The organism is Frateuria flava, from assembly GCF_017837635.1.
In the GTDB taxonomy this organism is placed as follows: domain Bacteria; phylum Pseudomonadota; class Gammaproteobacteria; order Xanthomonadales; family Rhodanobacteraceae; genus Frateuria_A; species Frateuria_A flava.
The window spans coordinates 58836-79914 of sequence record NZ_JAGJRS010000001.1; the positions used below are offsets into that span (position 1 = coordinate 58836).

Annotated in this window: 27 protein-coding genes; 19 read left to right on the forward strand and 8 right to left on the reverse strand. The window is 68.9% G+C overall.

Features of this window, described 5'->3' with window-relative positions; translation table 11 throughout:
* The first annotated feature begins 113 nt into the window (after positions 1-113).
* Both J7I44_RS00285 and J7I44_RS00290 read left to right on the forward strand, forming a co-directional pair.
* A complete protein-coding gene (locus tag J7I44_RS00285) occupies positions 114-389 on the forward strand; it encodes a GNAT family N-acetyltransferase (RefSeq protein ID WP_209614459.1) in 276 nt (91 codons plus the stop codon).
* A gap of 63 nt (positions 390-452) precedes the next feature.
* Positions 453-1133 carry a DUF1345 domain-containing protein gene (locus J7I44_RS00290; protein ID WP_209614460.1) on the forward strand — a complete coding sequence of 227 codons (681 nt, stop codon included), beginning with the start codon at positions 453-455 and terminating at the stop codon, positions 1131-1133.
* 66 nt (positions 1134-1199) lie between these two features.
* Here the strand turns inward: J7I44_RS00290 and J7I44_RS00295 are convergent, their stop codons facing one another.
* A complete protein-coding gene (locus J7I44_RS00295) occupies positions 1200-1682 on the reverse strand; it encodes a YajQ family cyclic di-GMP-binding protein (RefSeq protein WP_209614461.1) in 483 nt (160 codons plus the stop codon).
* An 89-nt stretch (positions 1683-1771) separates the two neighbouring features.
* Between J7I44_RS00295 and J7I44_RS00300 the strand changes: the two genes are divergently transcribed.
* Both J7I44_RS00300 and J7I44_RS00305 read left to right on the forward strand, forming a co-directional pair.
* On the forward strand, positions 1772-2947 hold the full coding sequence (locus J7I44_RS00300; protein WP_209614462.1) for a BaiN/RdsA family NAD(P)/FAD-dependent oxidoreductase: 1176 nt from the start codon (positions 1772-1774) through the stop codon (positions 2945-2947).
* Between the two features lie 139 nt (positions 2948-3086).
* Entirely contained in the window at positions 3087-3968 is an 882-nt protein-coding gene (locus J7I44_RS00305) for an NAD(P)-dependent oxidoreductase (protein WP_209614463.1), read from the forward strand.
* 34 nt (positions 3969-4002) lie between these two features.
* Here J7I44_RS00305 and J7I44_RS00310 read toward each other — a convergent pair whose 3' ends face one another.
* Positions 4003-4506: a YaiI/YqxD family protein gene (locus J7I44_RS00310; protein WP_209614464.1), complete on the reverse strand. Its 504-nt coding sequence runs from the start codon at positions 4504-4506 to the stop codon at positions 4003-4005.
* The gene (locus J7I44_RS00315; RefSeq protein WP_209614465.1) at positions 4503-5384 is read right to left on the reverse strand and encodes a PhzF family phenazine biosynthesis protein; all 882 of its coding nucleotides are present in this window, start codon (positions 5382-5384) and stop codon (positions 4503-4505) included. Before J7I44_RS00315 ends, J7I44_RS00310 begins: the two co-directional genes overlap by 4 nt.
* Positions 5385-5522: 138 nt before the next feature.
* On the opposite strand from J7I44_RS00315, the gene J7I44_RS00320 reads away from it, so the two are divergent.
* The 8 genes from J7I44_RS00320 (at position 5523) to pncB (ending at position 12159) form a co-directional block, all read left to right on the forward strand.
* Positions 5523-6125 carry a rhomboid family intramembrane serine protease gene (locus J7I44_RS00320; protein WP_209614466.1) on the forward strand — a complete coding sequence of 201 codons (603 nt, stop codon included), beginning with the start codon at positions 5523-5525 and terminating at the stop codon, positions 6123-6125.
* An 8-nt stretch (positions 6126-6133) separates the two neighbouring features.
* A complete protein-coding gene (locus tag J7I44_RS00325; protein WP_209614467.1) occupies positions 6134-7072 on the forward strand; it encodes a diacylglycerol/lipid kinase family protein in 939 nt (312 codons plus the stop codon).
* Positions 7069-7869 (forward strand): metallophosphoesterase family protein, encoded by an 801-nt coding sequence (locus J7I44_RS00330; RefSeq protein WP_209614468.1) that lies wholly within the window; start codon positions 7069-7071, stop codon positions 7867-7869. The genes J7I44_RS00325 and J7I44_RS00330 overlap by 4 nt, the downstream gene beginning before the upstream one ends.
* Before the next feature lie 135 nt (positions 7870-8004).
* Entirely contained in the window at positions 8005-8769 is a 765-nt protein-coding gene (locus J7I44_RS00335; protein ID WP_209614469.1) for a hypothetical protein, read from the forward strand.
* A 110-nt stretch (positions 8770-8879) separates the two neighbouring features.
* A complete protein-coding gene (locus J7I44_RS00340) occupies positions 8880-9287 on the forward strand; it encodes a hypothetical protein (protein ID WP_209614470.1) in 408 nt (135 codons plus the stop codon).
* A gap of 51 nt (positions 9288-9338) precedes the next feature.
* Entirely contained in the window at positions 9339-10427 is a 1089-nt protein-coding gene (locus J7I44_RS00345; RefSeq protein WP_209614471.1) for an aminopeptidase, read from the forward strand.
* A 117-nt stretch (positions 10428-10544) separates the two neighbouring features.
* A complete protein-coding gene (locus tag J7I44_RS00350; protein WP_209614472.1) occupies positions 10545-10931 on the forward strand; it encodes a YbbN family protein in 387 nt (128 codons plus the stop codon).
* A gap of 46 nt (positions 10932-10977) precedes the next feature.
* The gene (gene pncB / locus J7I44_RS00355; protein WP_209614473.1) at positions 10978-12159 is read left to right on the forward strand and encodes a nicotinate phosphoribosyltransferase; all 1182 of its coding nucleotides are present in this window, start codon (positions 10978-10980) and stop codon (positions 12157-12159) included.
* A gap of 6 nt (positions 12160-12165) precedes the next feature.
* Here pncB and J7I44_RS16920 read toward each other — a convergent pair whose 3' ends face one another.
* Positions 12166-12297, reverse strand: coding sequence for a hypothetical protein (locus J7I44_RS16920; protein ID WP_280921039.1), 132 nt, complete (start codon positions 12295-12297; stop codon positions 12166-12168).
* A 100-nt stretch (positions 12298-12397) separates the two neighbouring features.
* Between J7I44_RS16920 and J7I44_RS00360 the strand changes: the two genes are divergently transcribed.
* The gene (locus J7I44_RS00360) at positions 12398-12883 is read left to right on the forward strand and encodes a glutathione peroxidase (RefSeq protein WP_209614474.1); all 486 of its coding nucleotides are present in this window, start codon (positions 12398-12400) and stop codon (positions 12881-12883) included.
* A gap of 85 nt (positions 12884-12968) precedes the next feature.
* Here J7I44_RS00360 and dacB read toward each other — a convergent pair whose 3' ends face one another.
* Complete coding sequence (gene dacB, locus J7I44_RS00365) at positions 12969-14465, reverse strand: D-alanyl-D-alanine carboxypeptidase/D-alanyl-D-alanine endopeptidase (protein WP_209614475.1); 1497 nt, start codon at positions 14463-14465, stop codon at positions 12969-12971.
* A 100-nt stretch (positions 14466-14565) separates the two neighbouring features.
* On the opposite strand from dacB, the gene J7I44_RS00370 reads away from it, so the two are divergent.
* Positions 14566-15048 (forward strand): FKBP-type peptidyl-prolyl cis-trans isomerase, encoded by a 483-nt coding sequence (locus J7I44_RS00370; protein ID WP_209614476.1) that lies wholly within the window; start codon positions 14566-14568, stop codon positions 15046-15048.
* A gap of 51 nt (positions 15049-15099) precedes the next feature.
* On the opposite strand, the gene J7I44_RS00375 is transcribed toward J7I44_RS00370, so the two are convergent.
* Entirely contained in the window at positions 15100-16191 is a 1092-nt protein-coding gene (locus tag J7I44_RS00375; RefSeq protein ID WP_209614477.1) for a phospholipase A, read from the reverse strand.
* 175 nt (positions 16192-16366) lie between these two features.
* Positions 16367-16711, reverse strand: a complete 345-nt coding sequence (locus J7I44_RS00380) for a hypothetical protein (protein ID WP_209614478.1) — start codon at positions 16709-16711, stop codon at positions 16367-16369.
* On the opposite strand from J7I44_RS00380, the gene J7I44_RS00385 reads away from it, so the two are divergent.
* The gene (locus tag J7I44_RS00385) at positions 16710-17117 is read left to right on the forward strand and encodes a hypothetical protein (RefSeq protein ID WP_209614479.1); all 408 of its coding nucleotides are present in this window, start codon (positions 16710-16712) and stop codon (positions 17115-17117) included. The two genes, J7I44_RS00380 and J7I44_RS00385, sit on opposite strands and share 2 nt — an antisense overlap.
* A 30-nt stretch (positions 17118-17147) precedes the next feature.
* Positions 17148-18431, forward strand: a complete 1284-nt coding sequence (locus tag J7I44_RS00390; protein ID WP_209614480.1) for a winged helix-turn-helix domain-containing protein — start codon at positions 17148-17150, stop codon at positions 18429-18431.
* On the opposite strand, the gene J7I44_RS00395 is transcribed toward J7I44_RS00390, so the two are convergent.
* Positions 18428-18916, reverse strand: a complete 489-nt coding sequence (locus tag J7I44_RS00395; protein WP_209614481.1) for a hypothetical protein — start codon at positions 18914-18916, stop codon at positions 18428-18430. The two genes, J7I44_RS00390 and J7I44_RS00395, sit on opposite strands and share 4 nt — an antisense overlap.
* A 309-nt stretch (positions 18917-19225) precedes the next feature.
* Here J7I44_RS00395 and J7I44_RS00400 point away from each other — a divergent pair, with 309 nt between their 5' ends.
* From J7I44_RS00400 to J7I44_RS00410, 3 genes are all read left to right on the forward strand, one after another.
* Positions 19226-19435 (forward strand): cold-shock protein, encoded by a 210-nt coding sequence (locus J7I44_RS00400; RefSeq protein WP_209614482.1) that lies wholly within the window; start codon positions 19226-19228, stop codon positions 19433-19435.
* Positions 19436-19693: 258 nt separating this feature from the next.
* Positions 19694-19903, forward strand: coding sequence for a cold-shock protein (locus tag J7I44_RS00405; RefSeq protein WP_091333775.1), 210 nt, complete (start codon positions 19694-19696; stop codon positions 19901-19903).
* Between the two features lie 95 nt (positions 19904-19998).
* A complete protein-coding gene (locus J7I44_RS00410) occupies positions 19999-20865 on the forward strand; it encodes an alpha/beta hydrolase family protein (protein WP_209614483.1) in 867 nt (288 codons plus the stop codon).
* Positions 20866-21079 lie beyond the last annotated feature (214 nt).

Here is a 21079-nt window from a genome sequence, read left to right on the forward strand (position 1 = left end):
GTCAGTGTGGCCGCCTGGCCATTCAGGCCACGCGAACACGCGCTGGCAGCCGCTTCACGCGCGTTTTGCCGGCGCTGGCCGTAAGCTGGCGGCTTTCCCTGACGAGCATCGGCATGAGCTTCGACGTCCGGCACGATCCCTCCGCCCAGCGTTTCGAAACCGTGGTGGACGGCCAGCCTTGCGAGCTGGATTACCGACTGTCCGGCAAGGTCATGACGATCACCCACACCGGCGTGCCGGTCGCTGTGGAAGGCCGCGGCATCGCCTCGGCGCTGACCCAGGCCGCGATGGAAACCGCTCGCGCCGAAGGCTGGATGGTGGTGCCCGCTTGCGCCTACGCGGCGGCCTGGCTGCGCCGGCACCCCGAGTTCGCCGACCTGCGCGCCTGATCCCGTTGTGCCCGCTGCGCGGCGTCGGCCACACTCTGGCCCGCGCCGGTCGCAGGAGGCCTCATGAGCGATCCCCATCCCCACGGCAAGCGACACCATCGCCGCGGTGTAATGCATGCGCTGCGGGTGCGGCCTTCGCTGCTCATCGGCGGCATCGTGCTGCTGGCGGTGGCGGTGGCGGCATGGGGACTGGGCATGCATCCGGCGCCCGCGTTCCTGCTCGGCTTCGATGCCGGCGCACTGTCGTTCATGGCGCTGCAACTGCGCGAATTTGCCCGCGCCACGCCGGCGGGCATGCGCGAGAAGGCGCGCCGCCAGGACCCTGGACGCTGGGGCATTCTGTGGAGCGGCGTGGCGATCTCCACGGTGGTGCTGGTGGCGCTGGGCACCGAACTGGAGGCGGGCAAGACCGGCGGGCTGCTCGGCATCGTGGTGGCGGCCGCGAGCATCATGCTCAGCTGGGGCTTCCTCAACACGCTGTTCGCGCTGCATTACGCGCACGGCTACTACGGCGGCTACGGCGAGCAGCACAGGGGACTGGACTTTCCCGGCGGCGGCGAGCCGGACTACTGGGACTTCGCCTATTTTGCGGTGGTGATCGGCATGACCTTCCAGGTCTCCGACGTGCAGGTCACCAGCCGCGAGTTGCGCCGGATGGTGCTGGTCCACGGCGTGATCGCGTTCTTCTTCAACGTGTTCATCCTCGCGGTGAGCGTGAACATCGTCGCGGGGCAGGGTTCGTAACCCCTGCAGGAGCGCCCTTTGGCCGCGACCGGGATGTCGGTCGCGCCCAAGGGTGCTCCCACAGCGCTAGTCGCGGAAATTGTCGAACTGCAGCGGCAGCTCGACGTCGGACTTGCGCAGGTGGGCGATCGCCAGCTGCAGGTCGTCGCGCTTCTTGCCGGTCACGCGCAGCTTGTCGCCGTTGATCTGCGCCTCGACCTTGAGCTTGGCCGCCTTCAGCTCCGCCACCAGCTTCTTGGCCACCGGCTGCTCGATGCCCTGCTTGACGGTGATCTTCTGCCGCGCGCCGGCCAGGTTCACCTCCGGCTCGGCCACGTCCAGCGCGCGGATGTCGATCTTCCGGCTGGTCAGGCGGCCGCGCAGGATGTCGAGCATCTGCTGCAACTGGAAATCGCTGGGCGCGCGCTGGGTGATCACGTAGCCGTCCAGCTCGTAGCTGGCGTCGGCGCCCTTGAAGTCGAAGCGGTTGGCCAGCTCGCGGTTGGCCTGGTCGACCGCGTTGGTCAGTTCGTGCTTGTCCACTTCGGAGACGACGTCGAAGGAGGGCATGGTGGGCACCTTGAGGGTTGGAAAGCGGGAAGTGTAAGCGCTCGGCCATAATGCGCGGCCGGCGCCCGGTGCGCGCTCCCTGTCACTTAATGAAAACAGACGTCCTCATCATCGGCGCGGGTGCCGCTGGCCTGATGTGCGCGATCACCGCCGGCCAGCGCGGGCGGCGCGTGCTGGTGCTCGATCACGCCAACAAACCGGGCAAGAAGATCCTGATGTCCGGCGGCGGGCGCTGCAATTTCACCAATCTGGGCGTGACGCCGGCCAACTACCTGTCGGCCAACCCGCACTTCGCCAAGTCCGCGTTGGCACGCTACACGCCGGCCGACTTCATCGCGTTGGTGGAGAAGCACCGCATCGCCTACCACGAGAAGGAGCTCGGCCAGCTGTTCTGCGACGACTCCTCCAAGCAGATCGTGCGCATGCTGCTGGACGAGTGTGCGGCGGCCGGCGTACGGGTGGAGACCAGCTGCGCGGTGGAGCGCGTGCGCCACGGCGAGGCCGGTTTCAGCGTGGCCACGGCGCGCGGTGAAGTGCATGCCGAATCGCTGGTGGTCGCCAGCGGCGGACTGTCGATACCGAGCATGGGCGCCAGCGGCTTCGGCTACGAACTGGCGCGCCAGTTCGGCCACGCCGTGCTGCCCACGCGTGCCGGGCTGGTGCCGCTGACGCTGAGCGGCAAACACCAGGAGCGCTACGCGGACCTGGCCGGCGTGGCCCTGGCGGCCGAGGCGCGCTGCGGGCGGCAGGCGTTCCGCGCGGGGCTGTTGTTCACCCATCGCGGCGTCAGCGGGCCGTCGATCCTGCAGGTCTCCTCCTACTGGCAACCGGGCGAGGAACTGCGGCTGGATCTGTTGCCCGACCGCGACGCCGCCGACTGGCTGCCTGCGCAGCGCGCGGTACGCCCGGCGGCGGAGTTGAAGACCGTGCTGGGCGACGTGCTTCCGAAGCGGCTGGCGCAACGCCTGTGCGAGCTCGATTTCGGCAACCGTCCCATGCGCCAGTACCGCGAGGCGGAGCTGGTCGCGATCGGCGCGCGCATCAACGACTGGCCGCTGGTCGCCAGCGGCACCGAGGGCTACCGCACCGCGGAGGTGACCCTCGGCGGCGTGGACACCGACGGCCTGTCCTCCAGCACCATGCAATCGAAGCGCGTGCCGGGGCTGTACTTCATCGGCGAGGTGGTCGACGTGACCGGCTGGCTGGGGGGCTACAACTTCCAGTGGGCCTGGGCATCGGGCCATGCCGCCGGCGAGGTGGCGTGAGCGCCGGAACCGCGGGTCGGGCTTGAGTCCGTTGCGGGGCCGCAAGTGACCGGTGGGCGGAAGCCTCCCGGGCGGCGCGTTTGCATGCCTTCAACACCGCCGGTGTTCCATTAACCGGCCGCTCGACAGGAGAACTCCCATGAACATCGGCTTCCTCGGCCTTGGCGCCATGGGCAGCGCCATGGCCAGCAACCTGCTTGCCGCGGGCCACGCGCTGACCGTGTGGAACCGTTCCGAAGGCCCCACCGAACCGCTCGCCTCGCTCGGCGCCAAGGTCGCGCGTACGCCCGGGCGGGCGGTGCAGGGCCAGGTCGTGCACAGCATGCTGGCCAACGACCAGGCGGTGCGCGAGGTGTTCCTCGACGGTGGCGTGCTGGACGAGATGGATCGCGACACCGTGCACGTCAACCACACCACCATCTCGGTAGCGCTGGCGCGCGAGCTGGCCGAGGCGCACGCGCAGCGCGGGCTGGGCTATGTCGCCGCGCCGGTGTTCGGACGGCCGGACATGGCCGCCGCGGCCAAGCTCAACATCGTGGTGGCCGGCCACCCGCACGTGGTCGAATCGGTGCGGCCGCTGCTGGAGGTGCTGGGCAGCCGGCTGTGGCCGGTCGGCGAGGCGCCCGAGCGCGCCAACGTGGTGAAGCTGGCCGGCAACTTCATGCTCGCCTCGGCGATCGAGAGCATGGCCGAGGCCACCGCGCTGACGCGGGCGCACGGCGTCAGCGCGGCCGATTTCCTGGAGATCATGACCAGCACGCTGTTCGCCGCGCCGGCCTACCAGGGCTACGGACGGCTGATCGCCGAAGAGCGCTACGCACCGCCGGGCTTCGCGTTGCCGCTGGGCCTGAAGGACGTCAACCTCGCACTCGCCGCGGGCGAGGCGGCGCGGGTGCCGCTGCCGTTCGCCGGCGTGGTGCGCGATGCGCTGATCGAGGCGCTGGCCGCCGGCGGCGAGGGGCTGGACTGGGCGGCGCTGGCGCAGGTGGCCGCGCGCCGCGCGCACCTCGATGGACCGTAGGGTGGGGCTTCAGCCCACCGGCTCTCGCCGGTGATCAGAGTCGGTGGGGTGAAGCCCACCCTACGCCCACTTGCGAGCTCTTCGGCCGCTGCTGCAGCCAGCGGTCGAGCTGGTTGGCGAAGGCCTGCCGGTCGCGCGCATGGAATGCCGCCGGGCCGCCGGTATCCACGCCGGCGCCGCGCAGCTCGTCCATGAAATTGCGCATCGACAACCGCTGCGCGATGGTCTCGCGCGTGTAGAGCTCGCCGCGCGGGTGCAGCGCCAGCGCGCCCTTGTCGATCGCCTGCGCGGCCAGCGGGATGTCCTGCGTCACCACCAGGTCGCCCGCGGCCAGCCGCTGCACGATCTCGTTGTCGGCCACGTCGAACCCGCCGGCTACCTGGATCGCCCGTACCCAGCGCGTGGACGGCGTGCGCAGCATCTGGTTGGCGACCAGCGTGACCATCACCTGCGCGCGTTCGGCGGCGCGGAACAGGATGTCCTTGATCGGCCCCGGGCAGGCGTCGGCATCGACCCAGACCTGCGGCGCGCCGCTCACGCGCCGTTCCAGCGCAGCAGGCCGTCGACCACCGTGCGGGCGCGTCCACCGACCCAGATCGCCTCTGGCTCGATGCGTGCCAGCAGGCGGGCGTCGTGGCCCATCTCGCGGCCCTGGCTGATCGCGTAGCCGCGCGCGAGCGCACCGTGCGGCTCGGCCTGGGCGATGTAGGCCGCGATCAGGCCGTTGGCGGCGCCCGATGCCGGGTCCTCGACGATACCCACGCCGGCGGGGAAGGCGCGCACCACCAGCTGGTAGTCCCCTGACGCGCTGCGTGCGAACGCGCACAGGCCCATGCTGCCGGTGGCGCGGGCCAGCGCGCCGATGGCGCTGTGGTCGGGCAGCCAGCCGCGCAGGCTCGCCTCGTCGGCGACCTCGGCCAGCCACCAGCGGCGCCCGCCGTCGACCAGCGCCGGTGGCAGCACGCCCAGCTCGATGCCGCCCAGCGTGGCTTCCAGCAGCGGGTGCGCGTCGCGGCCGGTGGCGAGCACCCGCTCGCCGGGCGATTTCAGCAGCAGGTCGCGCGACTCACCCTCGCCTTCGACGCGGATCGGCAACACGCCGGCGCCGCATTCCTGCCAGAGCAGGCCATCAACCGGCTGTGCGAGTCCGCAGGCCAGCACCGCGTGCGCGCTGCCGACGCTGGGATGGCCGGCGAACGCAATCTCGTGCTGCGGCGTGAAAATGCGCACGCGGTAGCTTCCCCCCGGCGTCGAGGGCGGCAGCAGGAAGGTGGTTTCCACCAGCGCGGTCCAGCGCGCGAAACGCTGCATCGCATCGTCGCTCCAGTCGCGCGCGTCGGTCACCACGCCCAGGTGGTTGCCACCGCCGCAGGTGGCAGCAAAGACGTCCAGATGCAGATAGCGAATCGGTTCCATGCGTGTCCGTGGGGAGCGGGCGGATAAAGCCGCGCATGATACGCCCGGATGTCGCACCCGTGACTGCGCAAGTCGACAAGCCGCGAGGCTGACGCCAAGATGGACGGTCCGCCCGTTGCTCAGGAAGCCCCAGCGCTCATGATCACCCTGGCCATCATCGCCATCACCTGCGTCGTATCGTTCCTGGCGTTCAACAAGCCCAAGCTGCTGGACGACCTGATCCTGTGGCCGCCCGCGATCCAGCGCCACCGCGAATACCACCGCCTGGTGACCTACGGGCTGGTGCACGCGGACTTCGGCCACCTGTTGTTCAACATGATCACGCTGTTCTTCTTCGGACGGCTGATCGAGCAGTTCTACTCGGCTGAACTGGGTCGGCTCGGCTTCGTGTTGTTCTACATCGCCGCGCTGGTCGTCTCGATCCTGCCCACCTACATCAAGAACCGCCGCAACCCGAACTACCACAGCCTGGGCGCCTCGGGCGCGGTATCGGCGGTGCTGTTCACTTACGTGCTGCTGGCGCCCTGGTCGAAGATCATCGTGTTCGTGCTGCCGATGCCGGCCGTGCTGTATGCCGTGCTCTACGTCGGCTACTCCATCTACATGGACCGCGCCGGCCGCGACAACATCAACCACAGCGCGCATCTGTGGGGTGCGGCCTTCGGCGTGGTCTTCACCCTGCTGATAGAGCCCAGGGTGTTCACTCACTTCCTTGCAGAGCTTTCCAACCCACGCATGTAAGGAGGTCCATGCCCCCGGCGCCAGACCGCCAACGACCGTTCTTCGTGGTGCTCAACCGCCGCTCCGGCAGCGGTGATGCGGGTGCCACGGAGCGGACCATCCGCCGCACGCTCGACGCGGTCGGACACCCCTACCGGCTGTTCTGCGCGAAACGCCCGCGGCAGCTGGGCGAGATGGCCAAGCAGGCGGTTGCGGCGGCGCGGGCGCAGGAGGGTGCCGTGGTGGTTGCTGGCGGCGACGGCACCATCAACGCGGTCGTACAGGCCGTGCTGCCGGCCGGGCTGCCGCTGGGCGTGCTGCCGCAAGGTACGTTCAACTTCTTCGGTCGCTGCCATGGCCTTCCCGAGGGCGACGCCGGCGCGGGCATGCGCGGCCTGCTCGACGCGCAGGAAACGCCGGTGCAGGTGGGTATGGTCAACGACCGCGTGTTCCTGGTGAACGCGAGCCTGGGGCTCTACCCCGAACTGCTCGAACGGCGCGAGCAGGACAAGCGTCGCTTCGGTCGCCACCGCCTGGTCGCGCTGCTGTCCGGCCTGCGGGCTCTGCTGGGCGATTACCCGGACCTGCGCCTGTCGCTCTGCGAGGACGGCCAGCGGCAGGTTCGACGCAGCACCACGTTGGTGGTGGGCGACAACCGCCTGCAACTGGAGAGCATCGGCATTCCTGAGGCCGCCGCGCTGGGCCATGGCGCGCTGGTCGGCATCGTGCTGCCGCCGCTGGCGCGCTGGCGCATGATTCTCACGGCGGTGCGCGGGCTGTTCGGGCACCTGGGCGACGTGGAGAAGGTCGACAGTTTCGCCTTCACCGAGCTGGAGGTTGCCTTGCCGCGCCGCCGGCAACTGAAGCTGGCCATCGATGGCGAGATCGTGCGCCTGCCGCTGCCGTTGCGCTTCCGGGTCGCGCCACAGCCGCTTCGCTTGCTGGTGCCGCGGGAACGGCAACCGTGAGCGTGCTGCTACACATGTCCGACTCGCATTTCGGCACCGAACGGGCGCCGGTGCAGGAAGCGCTGCGGCGCCTGGTGCATGAGAGCCGTCCGGCGCTGGTGGTGCTGTCCGGCGACCTGACCCAGCGCGCGCGACCGGCGCAGTTCGCCGCGGCGCACGCGTTCGTTGCCAGCCTGCCGGCGCCATTCCTGGCGATCCCAGGCAACCACGACATCCCGTTGTACGCCCTGGCGACCCGCCTGCGGGCGCCCTACGCACGCTACCGCGCAGCGTTCGGCGACGAGCTGGAGCCGGCGTGGTCGTCGCCGCAGTGGCTGGTGCTGGGGGTCAACACCACGCGCTGGTGGCGGCACAAACAGGGTGAGGTGTCGCCGGCGCAGATCGAGCGGGTGGCGAGCCGGCTGCGCCAGGCAGCGCCGGGTCAACTGCGGGTGGTGGTGGTGCATCAACCGATGGCGGTGATCGACGCCGCCGACCGGCGCAACCTGCTGCGTGGCCACGCGCAGGCTGCCGATGCGTGGGCGGCGGCCGGCGCGCAGCTGGTGCTGGGGGGGCACATCCATCTGCCCTACGTCAGTCCCTTGCCGGCGCCTGGCGGCCGTCCCCTGTGGGTGGTGCAGGCCGGCACCGCGGTATCGCATCGGGTCCGCGGCGGTATCCCCAACTCGGTCAACCTGCTCCACCATGTGGGCGCCGATGCCTGCGCGGCGGAGCGCTGGGATTACGACGCCACGTGCGGTGTCTTTGTCTGCCACGAGCGGCTGGACCTCGCGCTGCGCGTCCCGCATGCACCCTGAATCGCGCGGCGCTTCATGCCGCAATCGCGCATGACAGCGGATGATGCCCGCGCAATACTGGACGTGCAGGTCTTACCGCCGCGTGCCTGGCGCATGCGGGCAAGGCTGCACCGACCACCGCAGGAGTGATGACGCATGGCAACGACCCGCACGTCGGCCGCGAAGAAATCCGCGGCAAAGAAGGCAGCCGCCGGAAGCAAGGCGACGAAGAAGACCGCCGCCGCCAAGGCCGGCATCAAGACACCGATCAACCGCACCGCCTCGCGACCCGCCGCGAAGAAGGCCGCCGGCAAGTCCGCGGGCGCATCGAAGAAGACGGCCGCCGGGAAGGTCGCGACGTCGAAGAAGGCGGCCGTGAAGAAGGCCGTGCCGAAAAAGACCGCGGCAAAGAAGGCGGCACCGAAGAAGGCTCCGGCCAAGAAGACCGCAGCCAGCAAAGCGGTCGCCAAAGCCGCACCGAAGAAAGCCGCAACCCGGAAGACCACGTCGAACGCGGTCGGCAAGACGGCGTCCCGGGCGCTGCCGAAGAAAGCAGTCACACGCAAGGCGGCCACCGGCAACACCGCCGGGACGAAGGCCATGAGCAAACCGGCCGCGAAGAAGGCCGTCCCCGCGGGCAAGTCGAACCGACCTAGTGCCTCTGCGCGCAAGGGGACCGCACCGCGCCAGGCTGCACCCTCGACCCAGCACATCAGCCCGGAAGAGGCGGTCGCGCACATCCAGGCTTTGCTCGATGCCAAGCAGAAGCGCACCCGCCAGGCATCGGGGCGTCCAGGCGATGGACAGTCGCAGCCGCATGGCGAATCGGCCATCCATACGCCCGAGAGCCCGCAACTGCCTACCGATGCGCCCAAGACCACCATCCCGGTGCACACCGGCCAGCGCGGCGCCAAGATCTGACATCGCTCCCTCGCCACGCCCGTGCATCCGCCGGGCGCGGCGCTTAAGGGCGCATTCAAACCGCCGCGACTAGCGTGGCCTGCGTGACAGCAGTCACGGAGGTTAAGCGCATGAAACGCATGCTTGCAGGAGTGGCGCTGGTGCTTGGCACCACGGCGCTGTCGGGTTGTTACTACGACCCTGGATACAGCTACGTGCGCGGCAACGGCTATCAGGGCGATGCCTATTACGGCGAAGGTCCGTCGGTGATCTACCAGCCGGACTATTACGGCTATGGCGGCTACGGCAGCTACTACGGCCCGGGCTGGGGCTACGGTTGCTGCTATTCCTCCGGGGTGAGCGTCGGCATCAGCGGTACCTGGCATCGGGACTCGCACCATTACCGTGGGCGGGACTGGAGTCGTGACCGGCACGGCTATCGCGACGACCGGCAGGACCGCCGCTCGTGGCGCGGCCGGGATGACCGCGGCCATGACCGCCGTGATTCGCATGGACGGCGTGGTCACGACCGCGACTGACCCGCCATAGCCGCCCTCGTGCCCGAAGCGTTCGCTTGGCACAATCGCGGCATGCCTTTTCCGATCCTTCGCGGGCGCGCCGCGCGCCTGGCCACCGCCGTGTTGTGCCTCCTGCTCGGCGGCTGCGGCAGCCTGCGTTACTACGCCCACGTCGCGCATGGGCAGGCCTCGCTGCTCATGCATCGTCGACCGATCGCCAAGGTGGTGCGCGACCCGGCCACCGATCCGGAGCTGGCCCGCCGTCTGCGCCTGGCCGCACAGGCGCGGCGGTTCGCCTCGGTCGTGCTGGCGCTCCCCGACAATCGCAGCTACACCAGCTACGTGGACCTGCATCGGGCCTACGTGGCGTGGAACGTGTTCGCCACGCGGCCGTATTCGATCGACGCCCTGCCGCAGTGTTTCCCGATCGCCGGCTGCGTGGCCTACCGGGGCTACTTCGAACTGGCCCGCGCACAGGCCCACGCGGCGGAGCTCAAATCGCAGGGCGACGACGTGTGGATCGGGCCGGTGCCGGCCTATTCGACCTTGGGCTGGTTCGCCGACCCAATCGTCTCGAGCATGTTGCGCTGGGACGACGACGAGCTGGCCGGCACCGTCTTCCACGAGCTCGCCCACCAGCGGCTGTACGTGAAGGGCGACACGGCCTTCAACGAATCGTTTGCCAGCTTCGTCCAGCAGGAGGGCCTGCGCGAGTGGCGCAAGGCGCGTGGCCTGCCGCCGCCCGACTCGCGCGACCAGGCGATGGAGCAGGGCTTCACCACGCTGGTGCTGGATCTGCGCGATCGTCTGAAGGCACTGTACGCAGGCACCGGCGACCGGGCGTCGCTGGCGCGCGGCAAGCAGGCGCAGATCGAGGCCTTCCGCCGCCGCTATGCGCAGTGGCGCGACACCCGCTGGTCCGGTGACTCGCGGTACGACACCTGGGTGGCTGCGCCGATCAACAACGCCAAGCTGCTGCCCTTCGGGCTATACGACCGCTGGACCGGGGCGTTCGCGGTGTTGTTCGAGCGCTCGGAGCGGGAGTGGGGCGCGTTCTATGCCGCGGCGCGTGCACTGGCAGAGAAGCCCGAGCCCGAGCGGACGCGGGAGCTCGAACGCCTCGCTGCCGCATCGGGGTCGGTCGGCTCCGTCCGCGAGTGAGGCATTCCGGCTCGCTCAAGCCCAACCGCTTTTTGCGCGGAGCGGGATGCCGGCGCCCAACGCTTGCCCGCAGCGCCCACCTTGGCAGCTGACACCCGTGCCCCAACCTCGGACAGCATGGCCGACACCACCGTTCCGCAGTTCTTCGAGCAGTTCCCCATGCGCCGCATGCGCGAGCCCGAGCTGGATGCCGCGCTGGCCGAGCCGGTCGATGGCCTGACCATCCTGTTCCTGTGGGGCCGCGACTGCCCCAACTGCGACATTGCCAAGCGCGCCATGCTGCTGGCCCGCGAGCGCTTCCAGTGGCCGCGCGTGCGCTGGCTGCACGACAACGTCTACGAGGATCCCGGCATGGCCACCCGCTTCGGACTGCACGGCATCCCGGCGTTCTTTGTCTTCGCAGGCAAGCGCAAGCTCGGCCGCATCACCAGCTGGCCGGGCGCGGATGCTTTCGTGCGCGCGATCGATGCGCAACTGGCCGCACTTGGCTCGCCGCAGGGATAATGCGTCTTCCGATCCGGCCCCGCGCCGGCTCCCGCCAGGCCAGCGCATGATCGTCCAGTCCCTGCTCGACACCGACCTGTACAAGTTCTCCATGATGCAGGTGGTGCTGCACCACTATCCGGCAGCGCACGTGGAGTACCGCTTCAAGTGCCGCAACCCGGGCATCGATCTGGTGCCCTACATCGACGAGATCCGCGCCGAGCTCGATGCGCTGTGCCGTCTGCGCTTCACGCCCGAGGAGCTCGACTACCTGCGCGCCTGGCGCTACATCAAGAGTGACTTCGTCGATTTCCTCGGGCTGTTCCAGCTCAATGCCAAGTACGTGAAGATCGCGCCGTCGCCAGCGGCCCACGGCGAGATCGAGATCCGCATCCGTGGCCCGTGGCTGCACACGATCCTGTTCGAAGTCCCGCTGCTGGCGATCGTCAACGAGGTCTATTTCCGCAACACCCAGTCCGGCCTCGACCTCGCCGAAGGGCGCGCGCGCCTGAAGGCCAAGATCGAGCTGCTGCGCGCGGACTCCGACTACGCCGACTGCCGCATCGCCGACTACGGCACGCGGCGGCGCTTCTCGCGCGAGTGGCACGAGGAAGTGGTGCGAACCCTGCGCGATGGCCTGGGCGAGCAACTGGCCGGCACCAGCAACGTCTGGTTGGCCTGGAAACTGGGCCTCACCCCGCTGGGCACGCTGGCGCACGAATACCTGCAGGCGCACCAGGCGCTGGGGCCGCGGCTGCGCGATTCGCAGCGCGTGGCGCTGGAGACCTGGGCGAAGGAGTACCGCGGCGACCTGGGCATCGCGCTGTCGGATGTCTACGGCCTGGACGCCTTCCTGCGCGATTTCGACATGTATTTCTGCAAGCTCTTCGACGGCACCCGGCACGACTCGGGCGATCCGTTCGCCTGGGGCGAGAAGGTGCTGGCGCACTACCGCGCCAACCGTGTCGATCCGCGCACCAAGATCCTGGTGTTCAGCGACGCGCTGGACATGCCCCGCGTGATGCAGCTTTACCGCCATTTCCGCGGGCGCTGCCAGCTCGCCTTCGGCGTCGGTACCAACCTGACCAATGACGTCGGGCCCACGCCGCTGCAGATCGTCATCAAGATGGTTCGCTGCAACGACCAGCCCGTGGCCAAGCTGAGCGACTCGCCCGGCAAGAACATGTGCGACGACCCGGCGTACGTCACCTACCTGCGGCAGGTGTTCGACATTCCGCCGGAGGCCTGAGGCGGGCTACAGGCCGATGTGGCGGTCCCGCCGCGCACGCACGCGTACCTGCCGGCGCGGCGCTTCGCGGCACGCCGCGTAGGCCAGCAGCACGAGCGTGGCGAGCGCGATCAGGGCAGAAAGGATCAGGTGCATCATCGCAGCATCGTCTCCGTGGCGCCGGGCGGGAAATGACCATCGCTCATGTGCATATGCCGCCGCCGGCGTAGACTCGCCGACACCTTACGGGAGCCTTTGCATGAGCAGCGTCTACGACTTCTCCGCGCGCGATATCGACGGCCAGGAGCGCCCGCTCGCCCAATGGCGAGGGCGCTGGCTGCTGATCGTCAACGTCGCCTCCAAGTGCGGCTTCACTCCGCAATACACCGGGCTGGAGGCGCTGTCGCGGGAATGGGGCGAGCGCGGGTTGACCGTGCTCGGCTTTCCCTGCGACCAGTTCGGGCACCAGGAGCCGGGGGACGAGGCGGAAATCCGTCGGTTCTGCAGCCTCAACTACGAGGTGAGCTTCCCGTTGTTCGCCAAGGTCGAGGTCAACGGGGCCGGTGCGCACCCGCTTTATCGCTGGCTTAAGCGCGAGGGCAAGGGCGTGCTCGGCAGCGAGGCGATCAAGTGGAACTTCACCAAGTTTCTGGTCGATCCCGAAGGGCAGGTCGTCAGGCGCTACGCGCCGACCGATACGCCGGAGAAGATCGGCGCCGATCTGACGCGACGGATCACCAGCTGACCTCGTTCCCTGTAGGAGCGAACCCTGTGCGCGACCACCATCTACCCGTTGCGAAGGACATGGGGGGCGCGCACAGGGGGCGCTCCTACAGGCTGCGCTCGTCCAGTTCGGCCAACAGCACGGCAATCGCATCGACCTCCGCGCTGGCCGGCATACCCTCCGGTGGCGCGTAGTCGTTGAGCAGGATCGCGAACGCCAGGTGCTCGCCGGCCGCGCTGGTGACGTAGCCGGCCAGGCAGTTCACGTACGTCATGCTGCCGGTCTTGGCGTGCACGTTGCCGGCGGCGGGCGTGTTGCGCATGCGCGAGGCCAGCGTGCCGTCGACGCCGGCCACCGGCAGCATCTCGCGCAAGCGCGCCGCGTCCGGGCCGTTGGCGAGGAAGGCGAGCAGGCGAACCAGCGCGTTCGGGGTGGTGAGGTCGCGGCGGGACAGGCCGGTGCCTTCGCCGATCAGGCTGGCCGAAGGCGGGATGCCGATGCGCTCGAGCAACTGGCGCAGCGCGTGAATACCCCAGTCGGCCGCCCCCAGGAAACCGGACGGCGCGAGCGGATCGTCCGTTGCCGCGGCATGGGCGCGCGTGCCGGCCAGCTGCAGCAGGTTCTGCAGGTAGAGGTTCTGCGAGCGCTTCAGTCCCTCGCGCAGCAGCGTGGCGAGCGGCGGGGATTCCACCTGCGCCAGCACGGTCGTTTCTTCGCGCGGCAAGTCGGCCGGCTGCGGCCAGCGCCGCACGCGCACCTGGCCATCGACCGCGATGCCGTGTCGCTCCAGCGCCTGCAGCAGCACCTGGCCTGCCACGCGTGCCGGATCGGCCATGGCCAGCCGGAAACTGCGTGGCCCTGACTCTGCCGGGATGGAGCCAAAGGCGTGCAACAGCTCGCTGCCTGGCGCGCGGTAGAGGTTGATGTCGTTCCCGGCGCCGGTGCGCAGGCGGTTGTCGAGCGGCATTGCCGCGGCGGCCGGATCGAAAGCCAGTTGCGCCGGTTCGCCTGCACGCGCGGCCGGCGTCATGGTCAGCCGCAACTGGTTTTCGTACACGCTTAGCGCCGAGGCGGACGCGGCGAAACCGGCCAGCAGGTCGGTCGCTTCCCAGCCGTCGCCGATGGCCGGTCCGGCGAAGTAGCTGGCGTCGGCCACCAGATCGCCCTGTACGCGGCGCGCGCCCCTGGCCGCCAGCTGATCGGCCAGCGCATCGGCCCAGTCCACGGTGGACGGGTCGGCACCCAGCGAGGGATCGCCCATGCCGTAGAGCACCAGCGGCCCCTGCACGCGCCCGCGCTTTCCCGGGGCGGCGCCGAGTACGCGGGTGGGGATGCGGTAGCTTGCATCCAGCCCGTTCAGCACCACCGCTGCTGTGTAGAGCTTGGCGGTCGATGCGGGCAGGAACAGCTTGTCGGCATCGTGCGCGTACAGCGTGCGGCCGCTGTCCAGCGACACCACTGCGATGCCCCAGCGCGCGGCCGCGAAGCGCGGCTGGGCGAGGTGGGCGTCGATCGCCGCGCGCGTGGCCGGCAGGTCCATGGCCGCCGCGGGCAGCGGCGACAGTGCAAAGGCGAGCAGGGCGATCAGGCGTGGAAGCTTCATTCGCGCAGTATCGCAATCACCAGGCAACGGCGCAGGCCGGTGTGACGGGGCCTCGACCCCGACCTGTTAAGCTGGCCCATTCACTGACAATGAGAGTGCCATGCAGATCGCAGACAACACCGTCGCCTCTTTCCACTACACGCTGACCGACGATGAAGGACGCGTCATCGACAGCTCCGAGGGACGCGAGCCGCTGTCCTACCTGCACGGTACCGGCCAGATCGTGCCGGGCCTGGAGAAGGTGATGGCGGGGCGCCAGGCGGGCGACCAGTTCAAGGTCGACGTGGCGCCGGAGGAGGGCTACGGCCCGCGCCATGCCGAGCTGATGCAGGAAGTGCCGCGCGAAGCGTTCCAGGGCGTGGAAGACATCCAGCCGGGCATGCAGTTCCAGGGCCGCGGCCCGCAGGGCGCGATCAACGTGACCGTGGTGCACGTGGACGACGACAAGGTGCACATCGACGGCAACCATCCGCTCGCCGGGCAGACGCTGCATTTCAACGTGGAAGTCACCGACGTGCGTGAGGCCAGTGCGGAAGAGCTCCAGCACGGCCACGTGCACGGCCCGGGTGGCCACCACCACTAAGTACCGGCACCACCTTGCAGGAGCCCCCCAAGCGGGCTCCTGCGTTTTTGATCAGTACCAGTCGAGCAGCGACACGCCAAGCCCCAGGTAGGTGGCGTTGTGGTTGTAGTCGATCAGGCTTTCGCCGTAGCCCTTGAACAGTTCCATGTAGCCGCGCAGGTTGCCGGCCAGCGGGAAGCTCCAGGTGAACTGCGCGGCGCCATGGCTGCGGCTGCCACCGCGGAACGAGTGGCGCAGCATCATGCCGAACTCCTGTCCGTTCCACTCGTGCACGATCTGTACTTCGCCACGGCCCATGTAGTCGTTGATGTCCGGGTTGTTGTCGTCGGTGCCGCTTTCGGGAATGCGCCACCACGGGCGCAGCATGACGGTCCAGTTGCCGCGCTCGAAGCCGATGTCGGCGATCACCCGGTTCCAGCTGCGCGAGAGCGGATTGGAGCGGCCGTTGGACTGGTGGTTGATGCCGATCCCCAGCATGCGCCCCTCCCAGCCCAGCACGTCGTAGTGCGTGTCGAAGACCAGCATCGCCTCCGGTTCGTAGTTGGTTTCGCGGAACGGACGCGATAGCCGGTCGTTGTAGACCTGCCAGCGGGAGGACTGGGTGTAGCCCAGCCACAGGTCGCCGGCGTCGCCGAACACGCCCTGCCACAGCTTGGTCTTCAGGCTGAGCTGGAACTTCGCCTCGACGTTGTCCAGCCGCTCCGGCGTGGTCACCGTGTTGAGCGGATTGGGACTCTGCGGACGCTCGTTCTGATTGCTGGTGGCGAATACCGGCAGCAGGTAGACCGGCTTGTAGCCGCGCACGTTGAACGTGCCCAGCTTGGCCTCGGGCGAGAGCTCCCAGCGGCTGTCCAGCAGGGACAGCGGGGCGGACACCTCCGGGTTCTCCGTCGTGGCGACCTGGCCGGGATTACGGTCGTGGCCGAACACGCTCGGCAGGAGCGTTTCCTCGTCGACGCGCTTCTGCGCCACCGGCAGGTTCACCCGACCGGTGGCGTGGTCGTAGCAGGCCAGCCGCTGCGCATCGCTTTCGATGGCGGTGCAGGCGCGAATGTCCATCGGATCGGGGTTCTGCGCGTGCGCCGCGCAAACCCAGAGCCCGCCAACTGCCGCGAGCATCGCGGCCGTACCGTGCTTGATCAAGGGTGTTGCTCCCTGGGGCAAAGGCGCGAAGTCTAGCGAGCATCGCCCCAACCGGCCGTGACGGAGGAGGCGGGCCGATCGCGCGGAGCGATGCCACGCGTGGGGTAACCGGCCAGCCGCGACGGGCAAAAAAAAGCCGGCCGCGAGGCCGGCGAGGGGAGTGTCGAGCGAAAACTCAGTGGGACTGCCAGGCCTCGTACTCGCGCTGGCTGACGCGGCCGTCGCCGTTCTTGTCGGCATAGCCGAAATCGTTGGCCAGCGGCGGATAGTTGGCGGCTTCCTGCATGGTGATCGACTTCTTGCCGTTGGCCAGCTGGCTGAAGTCGGGCGCCGGACCGGCCGAGGAAGCGGGCGGCATCGACGATTTGAATTCCACGTTGCCGTTGGCGCCGGCGTTCATGCCCGCGCCGCTCATGCCGCCACTCATGTTGCCGTTGGCGTTCATGTTGCCGTTCGCGTTGCCACTGGCGTTCATGTTGCCGTGGTCCATGCCGTTGTTCATGCCATGGTTGCCGTTCATGCCGCTCGAATCGTTGCCCATGGGCGGCGGTGCGCTGGATGCCGGCGGCGGCATGCTCTGCATGCTCGAGCTGGTCGGCGGTGCCGGCGGGGTGGCGTTGGGGTCCGGCGGCGGCGGGGGCGTCGGCGGCATGTTCGACTGGGGCGAGCCGGCCGGGGGCGGCGGCATCGGGGTGGTGGGGGGCGCCGGGTTGCTCGGGTCCGACGGCGGCGCGGGCGGCGTCGGCGGCGTCGGAACGTCCTGCGCCATCAGCGCGCCGGACGCGAGCAGGGACCCGGCAACGAGGGCGGACAGCCATGGCTTGCGGAATTTCATCATCGATACTCCATGCCAGAATGCGGGGGCGCGGGCTTGGAACAATCGATGGGGCCGCCGCGCTTCCGGCACGCTAACAAACGATTTGTAAACGCGGCCTCATCTTGCACAGCAGGGTTCCGTGAAGTCCCAGACCACGTTGTCTCCCGCTTTAGCCAGCCAAACGGTCCCGCTGAGCCTCGCCCAGGCCCGTCGCCTGCACCTGGCCGCGCAGGGTCTGCTGCGGCCGCTGGGCCGGCGCCCGCGTCCTGGCGACGTGGTGGCGGCGATCGAGCGGATGCGCCTGCTGCAGATCGATTCGATCCATGTCGTGGCGCGCAGCCCTTACCTGGTGCTGCACGCGCGCCTTGGCCATTACGACGGCAGCTGGCTGGATGAGGCGCTGGCACAGGGACGCATCGCCGAATGCTGGGCGCACGAGGCCTGTTTCGTGCCCGCGGCGGACCTGCCGCTGCACCGCGCATGGCGCGAGCGTGGCGCGCACTGGGCGCATCGCCACGCGGCGCGCATGCATCGCGACCACCGCGCCGACATGGATGGGCTGCTGGAGCGGATCCGCACGCAGGGCGCCGTGCGTGCGGCCGACTTTCCACGCGCCGACCGCGGCGTCAGCGGCTGGTGGGAATGGAAGCCGGAAAAGCGCTGGCTGGAAGCCTGGTTCGCGCTGGGCGAGCTGATGATTCCCCGGCGCGAGCGCTTCCAGCGCGTGTACGACCTGGCCGACCGCGTGCTGCAGAAGCTCGATCCGCCTTTCGTGCCGAGCCCGCTCGACACGCCCGGCCTGCGCCAGCGCTTCATCCTCGACAGCGTGCGCGCGCTGGGCATCACCCAGGCGCGCTGGATCGCCGATTACTACCGGCTCAAGCCCGCGGTGGACGACGCCGAACTGGCGCCGCTGGTCGCCGCGGGTGAGCTGACGATGATGCCGGTGCAGGGCTGGAGTGCGCCCGGCTACGTGCACCGCGACCATGCGGCGCTGCTGGACAAGGCGCGCGCCGGCCGGTTGCGGGCCACCCACACGACCTTGCTCTCGCCATTCGATCCGCTGGTCTGGGACCGTGCCCGCGCGCAGGCGATGTTCGATTTCGAGTACGCGATCGAGTGCTACACGCCGGCGCCGAAACGACGCTACGGCTACTACGTGCTGCCGATCCTGCATCGCGGCAGCCTGGTCGGTCGGCTGGACGCCAAGGCGCACCGCAGCGAGGGCGTGTTCGAGATCAAGTCGCTGTTCCTGGAGCCCGGCCAGCAGGCCAGCGGGCAGTGGGTCGGGGACGTGGCCGATGCGATCGCGCGGACCGCGCAATGGCATGGGACGCCGACGCTTCGGCTGGAACGCAGCGAGCCGTCCGCCGCCGGGCGCGCCTTGCGCGCCCATTGGAAGCGTGCCGGGCTGGCCGGTTAGTCGCCGGCCTGGCTGCCCGAGGTGGCCGGAGCGGACTGGCAGGATTTGCCGTGCAGCGCCTGGCGCAGCTGGCTCGCCAGCGAGTTGCAGCGCGCGGCCAGGTTGGGGCGGATCTTCGGATCCTGCGAATCGCGCAGCAGGCTGGTGCGCATGGCCTCGTAGCGGCCCTGGATCTGGTCCGGCTTGTAGATTTGCGCGGCCTGGTGGCAGGCGACGTAGCTGGCCAGGTAGTCGTCGCACGCGGGAACGCCGGTGGTTTCGGGCAAGGACGCCTTCCCCGCCGGGTTCGCGGCCGTGCCGCGCTCTTCGTTTCCGGCACGGGTCTGGCGGCTTTCGCTGGATGGCGCGGCCGGTGCCGGTCGGGCCTCGCCGGTTGCCTGGGGCGGGTTGGCCGACCCCGATCGTGCCGGGTGGTTGGCGCAACCGGCCAGCAGCAGGCCGGCGCCGAGCGCGGCGATGGTCAGGCGCGGGAGGGCGAGCTTCATGGCGGACATTCCTGTGGCTGCAGTGCGGCTGGCGACCTCGACACTAGACAAACGGCACCGTGAAGGAAATCTGAAATGTTCTCGGGTGCGACAAGGCCCGCCGTCGTTCAGCCTGGCGGTCGCACAGGCGATTGGTAACCGGCTATGATGCGCCCACTGTGTTTGCCGGGGTCACCAGAGTCATGTGGCCCGATGCCGCCGACCGGCGCTTCATCGAATCACCCCCTAGGGTTTTCCTTGCACACCAGTAAGTCGGCCCCGCATGTCGCGGCGGTCGAGTCTCTTTGATTCAACCTAGTGGAGTGTTTCATGTCTGATCGTCAGATCGGTACCGTCAAGTGGTTCAACGACGCCAAGGGCTTCGGCTTCATCAGCCGCGACAACGGCCCGGACGTGTTCGTGCATTTCCGTGCCATCAGCGGCACCGGCTTCAAGAGCCTGCAGGAAGGCCAGAAGGTCAGCTTCAAGGTCGTGCAGGGCCAGAAGGGTCTGCAGGCCGACGAGGTCATGCCGGCTTAAGCGGTTTTTCCGCGAAGCGACGAAAAGCCGGGCAGCGATGCCCGGCTTTTTTATGCCTGAAAGCGGGTCTTTCGGCACCACTTGCTTTCAGGAAATTTCCGTTATGCTTGGGGCACTGTGTCTGCTCGGTCCACGTGCGTGCCCCGAAGCGGGATTCGACGAATCACGCCTCGCTCCACCCGCTCCCTGCATGCCCAGTAAGTCGTCGGCCAAAGGGGAGGTCGACTTGTCTCAGCATCGTGCAGAACGGAGTGAGTCATGTCGGATCGTGAGATTGGCACCGTCAAGTGGTTCAACGACGCCAAGGGCTTTGGCTTCATCAGCCGGGAGAGTGGCCCCGACGTCTTCGTGCATTTCCGCGCCATCAGCGGAACGGGCTTCAAGAGCCTGAAAGAAGGCCAGAAGGTGAGCTTCAAGGTCGTGCAGGGCCAGAAGGGCCTGCAGGCGGACGAAGTCGCCCCGGCCTGAGGCGGATCGAACGTTTGCCAAAGGCCGGCGCAAGCCGGCCTTTTTTTGTGCGCGCGCCGCCGCTTCGCTAGCCTGTGGTTTTTGGGCGCGAAGCGATGGAAGCCGATCAGGACGAAACCGTGCGCATCGAACGCGTGATGGCCGCCGATGGCGCGGCGAGCGAGTTGCTGCTGGTGGGCGAACCGGCGCAAGGCCGCTGGCTTTACTGGCTGCCCGCAATGGGCGTGCCGGCGAAGCACTACCTGCCGCTGGCCCAGGCGCTGGCAGGGCGCGGCATGGCCGTCGCACTGCACGAGTGGCGCGGCATCGGTTCCAGCGACCGTCGCGCGGGACGGCGGCAGGACTGGGGCTACCGTACGCTGCTGCAGGATGACCTGCCGCGCGGGCTCGCGGCTGTGCGTGAGATCTGGCCCGGCGCGGCCGGCTGCCTGGGCGGACACAGCCTCGGCGGGCAACTGGCGGCGATGTACGTCGGTGCGCACCCGGTCGAAGCCGCCGGTTTGGTGCTGGTCGCCAGTGGTGCGCCGTACTGGAGAAACTTTCGTCACGGCTGGCTGATCGGTGCGTCCTATGTGGCGGCGCCTTTGCTGGCCCGGCTGTCCGGGCATTTCCCCGGGCGCCGCATCGGCTTCGGTGGAAACGAGGCGCGCGGCGTGATCGACGACTGGGCGCGCACCGGGCGCACCGGCCACTACGCGGCCGCGGGCATGGGCGACCTGGAGCCAGGCATGGCAGCCTTCGCCGGACCGGTGCTGGCCGTGCGCCTGCGCGACGACTGGCTGGGCCCTGCCGCCTCGCTGGATTGGCTGCTGGGCAAGCTGCCACGCGCGCGCATCACGCGCGAGGTGCTCGGGCCCGACGAACTGCAAGGCCCGGCGGACCACTTCGGCTGGATGAAGACACCCGGCCCGGTCGCTGTGCGCATCGCCGACTGGCTGGTCCCTGGCTCGCAAGCCCTGTAGGAACGCACTTGGGCGCGACCGTGCGGAGCGAGGGGGCATGCATGATCGCGCCCAAGTGCGCTCCTCGGCCCGCCCCGCGCGTGAGCCTGCACACCTAAGGATCAGCTGGACGAGTATCGATGGTCCAAGTGACTGATTTGAGGGCAAGCAATGGAAGAAATCGTAGGAGTAGATGTCGCCAAGGCCACTTTCGATGTGGCGGTGGCGCTGGATC